Source organism: Thermogymnomonas acidicola JCM 13583, from assembly GCF_001316105.1.
Classification (GTDB): Archaea; Thermoplasmatota; Thermoplasmata; order Thermoplasmatales; family Thermoplasmataceae; genus Thermogymnomonas; species Thermogymnomonas acidicola.
Genome location: NZ_BBCP01000001.1, coordinates 256,738 through 262,972, shown reverse-complemented (window position 1 = coordinate 262,972; position 6,235 = coordinate 256,738). Strand labels below are relative to the sequence as shown.

General features: G+C 58.2%; 7 protein-coding genes and 1 pseudogene. 2 read left to right on the top strand and 6 right to left on the bottom strand.

The window, feature by feature from the left end; genetic code table 11:
• The 6 genes and pseudogenes from JCM13583_RS01835 to JCM13583_RS01810 all read right to left on the bottom strand — a co-directional run.
• Window positions 1–332, bottom strand: a 332-nt coding sequence (locus JCM13583_RS01835; protein ID WP_162509199.1) for a hypothetical protein, incomplete at its 3' end; no start/stop codon positions are given.
• On the bottom strand, window positions 326–1,420 hold the full coding sequence (locus JCM13583_RS01830) for an ATP-binding protein (RefSeq protein ID WP_171823344.1): 1,095 nt from the start codon (window positions 1,418–1,420) through the stop codon (window positions 326–328). The genes JCM13583_RS01830 and JCM13583_RS01835, both read right to left, overlap by 7 nt.
• Window positions 1,401–1,607 carry a hypothetical protein gene (locus JCM13583_RS01825; RefSeq protein WP_075056455.1) on the bottom strand — a complete coding sequence of 69 codons (207 nt, stop codon included), beginning with the start codon at window positions 1,605–1,607 and terminating at the stop codon, window positions 1,401–1,403. The genes JCM13583_RS01830 and JCM13583_RS01825 overlap by 20 nt, the downstream gene beginning before the upstream one ends.
• 1 nt (window position 1,608) lies before the next feature.
• Complete coding sequence (locus JCM13583_RS01820) at window positions 1,609–1,944, bottom strand: hypothetical protein (protein ID WP_162509198.1); 336 nt, start codon at window positions 1,942–1,944, stop codon at window positions 1,609–1,611.
• A pseudogene (locus tag JCM13583_RS01815) lies at window positions 1,934–2,893 on the bottom strand (acetamidase/formamidase family protein). Before JCM13583_RS01815 ends, JCM13583_RS01820 begins: the two are co-directional and overlap by 11 nt.
• A gap of 2 nt (window positions 2,894–2,895) precedes the next feature.
• Entirely contained in the window at window positions 2,896–4,059 is a 1,164-nt protein-coding gene (locus JCM13583_RS01810; protein ID WP_075056453.1) for a pyridoxal phosphate-dependent aminotransferase, read from the bottom strand.
• Between the two features lie 98 nt (window positions 4,060–4,157).
• Between JCM13583_RS01810 and JCM13583_RS01805 the strand changes: the two genes are divergently transcribed.
• Both JCM13583_RS01805 and thiL read left to right on the top strand, forming a co-directional pair.
• Window positions 4,158–5,063: an archaeosine biosynthesis radical SAM protein RaSEA gene (locus tag JCM13583_RS01805; protein ID WP_162509197.1), complete on the top strand. Its 906-nt coding sequence runs from the start codon at window positions 4,158–4,160 to the stop codon at window positions 5,061–5,063.
• 215 nt (window positions 5,064–5,278) lie between these two features.
• Window positions 5,279–6,211: a thiamine-phosphate kinase gene (thiL, locus tag JCM13583_RS01800; RefSeq protein WP_162509196.1), complete on the top strand. Its 933-nt coding sequence runs from the start codon at window positions 5,279–5,281 to the stop codon at window positions 6,209–6,211.
• Window positions 6,212–6,235 lie beyond the last annotated feature (24 nt).

The window sequence follows — 6,235 nt, the reverse complement described above, 5'->3', positions numbered from 1 at the left end:
AGGTCCCTAAACCTGATCTCGCGCCCTTCGAGGACAGCAGGTATCTCGAGCCAGAGGCCAGATTTCTCCCTCACCTCCACCGGCCTCTCCAGTATGCTGCACAGGTCCTGCACCCTACCAGTGTCACACAGGAAAACTACATCCCTGCCTGCATAGGAGGCCATCTTTCCCACGACCCTTGACTTCCTGTCAAGGTCGCTGACCTCCACTTCCACAACAAACTCCCTCCCATCAAGGTCGAATGTCAGGTCAGGAATGCGCCCGCGCACACTCCTTCCTATATTCCATGGGATGCCCTTTGCGGAGAGGATCGATGAAAGGGCCCTTACCATGTATTCATGAAGGCTGGGCCCGTCACTGCCAGGTGAGGCGAGCGGGGGGTTCCGTAGAGCTCCACGCTCCGCCTGATGGCGTCCACAGCAAGGTTCGCTCCATGAACTGGAGCTGTGGAAAATGTGACCGGGCCCACCGGTTCAGGGCCTGCGGTTGAGTAGAGGAGTGCAGTGAGGGAAGGCATGGAGGAGAGTACAGGTTCCAGGCCAGAGATGCCTGTGGCACCTGATACCGCTGCTGCCTCCGGCCCTGAAAGGGAGAAGAGGACAAAGGTCCGGCAGTTGTTCACAACAGAGGCGTAAAGGGGCTCGTCCCGCCTTATGAACTGGGTCGAGAGTATCAGGTGGAGGTTGAACTTCCTGCCCTCCCTGAGCAGGGTCTCGAGGACGCTCTGGCTCACCGAGTGGGCCTCGTCGACAACGACGAACGTCTTCCTCCCTGGCCTCTCAGAGGCACAGTGTGAGAATATGCTAAGGAGGACGAGGCCAGCCAGTACCCTGGCAGTGTCTCTCGGTATCATGGAGGTGTCTACAACGAACACAGAACCTCTCCACAGCATTTGGCCCATGTCGTAGCCTGGCCTGCCAGAGACTATGTGCAGCATGCCCCCCCTGTCGCTCACTATTGGTATGAGCCTGTTGAGGGTTGAAGAAGAGTACTCCCTCCATGATTTCCAGTCCTGCGTTATTTCCCTGATGAACTGTGCAAGGAGCGGTTCCTCCGTGTCCCCCCCGACCGCCCTGATGAGGGCGTTCCTGTCCAGCAGGGTCTTCGCAAAGGCGGCGAGGTCTGTGCTGCCGGCCTGGATGAACCTAGAGAGGAGCACACGCATTATGACCTGCAGCCTTGGCCCCCCCCAGACACCGTCCTGGGACGACACGATCACGTCCTTCAGGAGAGACGACTGGAGTTCCGGGTCCCTGGAGCTCCCGATCACCGGCATTGCCAGGGCCTTCTGCACACCGCCAACCTCAACAGGGCGGGGGGGCGATATGTAGAGTGTCCTCTCCGGAAGGAGGGAGAGGCAGAATGAGCCCAGGTCCATGTGAGGGTCTATGACAACAAGGTTATGGCCACCCCCTGACAAGGCCCTCGCACACGTGCTTGAGGATCGTGGTCTTTCCGCTCCCCCCCGTCCTCCCCAGCACCGCCCAGTGTGTGTCAAGCATCTCACCTGTAGCACAGACTTGGATGCCGTTCGCTGTCCTTCCCAGGAACAGGGGTCCACTGGTCGGTATGCGGTTCCGCGCTACGAGGTAGCCCTTCCTGTACATTTCAGAAGAAGCGGAATGTGGACGTGTCCAGCCTGTCCAGGAACCTCCGGAGTTCCCTCTGGTCCGGCTCCGGCTCCACCCTTATCCTGTCCCAGGTCACACTGACCAGTGGCTCGACGCCGCCTAGGCTCCTGACACTGAACCTGATCTCGATGACCCTGTCAGAGAGTTCCCTTGGTGGGAAAAGCATCTCAACCTCCTTTCCATCGGTGTCCAGGATCCTGCAGCCGAGGTAATTGAACGTGTACTCGTCCACCTGGATCTCCCTCTGCTTCTTTATGCTGAAGAGGTTGGCGTAGTATGACAGGATTTCCTCGTAGTCACCCTCAATCTGCACCTTCCCCCCCACCGCCTGGCAATATGCTTCCCATTATGCCTGATGGCATGCACATTGAGACCACGTAGTTTGGCTCGTCCACGATCTCCGACACCCTTAGGTTGCCCGCCACGCTGCACAGCATGTATGCCTCTGGCCCAGGTATGCCAGAAGATGATATCAGGCCTATCATTGACAGCACGGCGTCCTGGGCTGCCCTGTGGAGGTCCCCCCCGCCGATCCCGGTGGTGCACACGTATGCCTCCTGCCTCCTCTGCGGAGATACCGTGAGGGGGGGTGAACTTATGGCCATCCCCTTGACAACGCTCACCCTGAGCCTCACCCTGGCAGAGGTCTCTATCGCCGTGCCGCACACCTCCCCGTCACCCTGCGCAGCGTGTGGGTCGCCGAGGGAGAGGAGAGCGCCGGGCCTGAAGACAGGCAGGTATACCTTAGAACCGGTACAGTTGAGCCTGTTGTCCATGTTGCCTCCGAATGCCTGCGGGGGGGTATCATCGGGAACTCACCACTGGCCGGCGCAACCCCAATTATGCCCAGGAAGGGCTCCACCTGTACCCTTATACCGCTCAGGGCACCCCCTGGCCACAGCGCTCTCCCCCCTATGTCCCATGTCAGCACCGCCTCCTCGAACCTGTTCTTAAGAAGGCCGAAGTCCCTTATGATCGCTGTCCAGCCCCAGTCAGCGGTTTTAATGTCCAGGATCTCGACACATATGGCGTCCCCCCGGGGGGGATGCACCCTCCACAAGGAATGGGCCAACAGCCGCGTCCAGGATGGACTGGTCCATTGTGGCCATGTCCTCTGGCGACATGCCCGGGAAGGCCTGGCCTGTGGAAGAATCTGGTATTTCCACCTCGAAGGTCTCCCCCCCGTTCTCGATCGTTGCAACTGGATCCAGGTCCGGGGCCCAACGGGTATGGAAGTTGCCCTTCCAGCCTATCCGCTTCATGCTCAGCTCCCTTCCAGGAAGTCGACTATCATCCTGCATCCTTCCTCTATAACGCTCTCGGACGTGGCGAACGAGAGCCTGAAGTGTTTCTCCCCCCCCTGCTCTCCGAAGGCACTCCCTGGTGTCACTATCACGCCCTTCTCCTCCAGTAAGTCCTCGCAGAACTTCTCCGAGGACCTCGCGTCCGAGAACTCAGGGAACACGTAGAACGCGCCCTGCGGCTTTACGATTTTGAGCCTGGAGCTCTTTCCCAGTTCCCTGAGCACGAGGTCCCTCCTCTTCCTGAACCTCTCCCTCATCTCCACAGGGCTCTGTTTGTCCTTCAACGCTTCGAGAGCGGCGTACTGTGCGACCGAAGGGGGGGCACACGTTATCGTCTGCTGCTGCAGCCTGTTGGCCCCCCCCTCGATCACCTGCCTGTCTGCCACCAGGTAACCGATCCTCCAGCCTGTCATCGCGTAGCTCTTTGAGAAGCCGTCCATCACTATGGCCCTGTCGAGGCCTGTAAAGGAGAGCGGGGGGGAGGCTGGCTGGCCCTCGTATACGAGGGACCTGTAGATCTCGTCGGAGAGAAGGAGCATCCCGTTGTCCTCGCAGAAGTCCACGAGCCCCCCCTTGATCTCGTCCCTGCCGTAGACACGCCCGGTGGGGTTGGACGGGTTGCTTATTATCACGCCTCTGGTCCTCGGGCCGACGTACTCCTGCATCAGGTCGAAGTCGAAACTGAAGTCTTCGCCGGTCCTTACGGGCACGGGCTTGATGCCATTTATGGCCGCTATATCGTAATATGACAGGTAATAGGGTTCCGGTATCAGGATCTCGTCTCCGGGATCCATTGTCGAGAAGACCGCAAGGTTAATCGCGAACTTTGTGGGAGTCACCAGTATGTTCTCTGGCTTAACATCAAAGCCCCCCCTCTCCACGTAGTCCTGGGCTATGGCTTCCCTGAGTTCGAATATGCCCGCCGACGGTGTGTAATGTGTCTTCCCCCCCTTCCTTGCCCACTGGAAAGCGCCCTCTATGATCCCTTCTGGCGTTGTGAAGTCTGGCTCCCCCCCTACACCGAAGTTGAGCACCCTCTTGCCCTGCCTCTCCATTAAGGATGCCCTGTTTGACAGCGATATGGTCGCCGATCCCCTGACCGATGATATGCGTCTTGATAGCATATACATGGGTAATATGGCTACACATCTTTAAACCTCGCCATGCCCTGCAACTGTTGTGCGCTGAAAACACTTAATAGGGCAGGTTAACTCACCGTACTGTGGTTGAGAGAGACTACGCTGCGTTCATAAAATCCCTGATGCCTGAAGGCCACAGGAACAGGGACAACCAGAGGCCGGTGTCCATATGGAGGGAGAAGGACAGGCTCAGGGGCTTTCCGGAGGACACAGCGGTTGTGATATTCAGGACCAGGGGCTGCTCCTGGTACAGGTTCTCGTCATGCTCGATGTGTGGTTACTTCAACGACACATCGCCCACTGTGACCGAAGAAGACCTGATGCGGCAGGTAGACTACCTAGCCAATTCCCTGGGTGGTGTGAGCGTCCTCAAGGTATTCACATCCGGCTCCTTCCTTGACCCCCCCATGGAAGTGCCTCCCCCCCCAGTGAGGCAGTACTTCGTTGATACCGTTGCGGCCAAACTGGACAAACTGCTAGTGGAGTCCAGGACAGAATACATAAGGGAGGAGAACCTCCGTGAGATAATCTCCTCAGGGGGGGTGCCCACAAGGGTGGCCATAGGCCTTGAAAGCTCCAGCGATGAGGTTATAAGGAGATCTGTGAACAAGGGATCAAGCTTCAGGAAGTTCGTGGACGCAGCCCTTAGGGCAAGGTCCCTGGGCCTTGAGGTCAGAACCTACCTGCTCCTGAAGCCTCCCATGATGGACGAGGAATCGGCAGTGCAGGACTGCATAAAGTCCGTGCAGGATGCGGCACCCTACAGCAACGACGTATCAGTGAACCCCATGAACATCCAGAGGAACACGTTCGTGGAGTTCCTTTATTCCCGTGGGCTGTACAGGCCGCCAAGGCTATGGAGCGTCGCCAGGGTGCTCCTTTCCACCCGTAAGTCCGGTACGCAGGTGATCTCGTACCCCCCCACGGCTGGGAACAAGGAGAGGGGGGGGCACACAACGACGAGGACAGTAGGGAACTTCTTTCGCTGATATACAGGTGTTCCCTCGAACAGGACTTCAGCGCCCTGGAACGGTACATGGAGAGGTGCCCGGAGAAGTACTGGAGGGAGATAAGGATGGAGGCAAGCCAGCTGGAGCAGGTGGACTTCAGGCTCCTATCAAGCAGGGTGGCCAGGTCCTCAGTCTGGTTGTGATTCTATGGTGGCACTTTCATCTCTGGGGGGAAAGGGGGCATCATAGACAGGATATTCTCCAGGTACGTGAAGGGGCAGAGCAAGGATGACTGTGCCGTTGTGCCGGCCGGGAGGGATTACCTCCTCATCTCCACCGATAGCCTCAACGAGTCTGGCCACTTTCCAGACGGGACGACTCCAGAAATGGCGGGCAGGTTCTTTGCAACCGTGAACCTGAGTGACATAGCGGCAATGGCCGGCATTCCGCTCTACTTCGTCACAGCCTACACCCTGAGGGAAGACGTTGACATGGACTACCTGGAGAGGTTCGAGGAATCCATGTCCAGGCAGCTCAGGCGCTTCCACACGGAACTGCTCGGCGGTGACCTAAAGCAGGGCCAGAGCAACGTCTTCTCTGGCACCATCATAGGCAGGCAGAGGAAGTCCCTGACGACGCTGAGGTCAAGGATAAGGAAGGGGCAGCTTGTGGCCGTCACCAACACCCTTGGGGAACAAGCCTCCGGTTACATCTTCTACAAGCACGGCTATTCCAGGAGCCTCGGGCTGAAACTGCTCTTCTCTGCAGAGCCCAGGGTGAAGGAGGCGCTGAAGATCGCCGAGCACGGGGGGGCGCAGTTCATGATGGACCTCTCAGACGGGCTGTTCTCATCAATCGCGCAGGTGAAGCACGACTATGGGATTGGCTTCAAGATAGTTGGGGGGGACGACATACCTGCCGGCAAGCACGTGGATAAGGCGTCCTTCATATCAGGACTCACAAGGACAGAGATCGCCTGCAACTTCGGTGGGGGGGAGTATGAGCTCCTCTTCACAGTCCCACAGGCCAGGTACAGGGAGTTCGCCCAGGCCATGGAGGACGAGGGCATTAGCGTAACGTTCATAGGAGAGACGTGGGACGGTGACAACATTATATTCGAGAACGGTTCGTGGAGGAGGATCACGCAGCAGGGGGGGTACGAGCACTTCATGCCGAAGCCTGCTTAACCGGGATGGCAATGGAACCAGTGA

Bases quoted from the DNA above. Each gene is read 5' to 3' on its own strand.
- JCM13583_RS01825 (WP_075056455.1), bottom strand. From the start codon at position 1,607: ATGTACAGGAAGGGCTACCTCGTAGCGCGGAACCGCATACCGACCAGT.
- JCM13583_RS01810 (WP_075056453.1), bottom strand. From the start codon at position 4,059: ATGCTATCAAGACGCATATCATCGGTCAGGGGATCGGCGACCATATCG.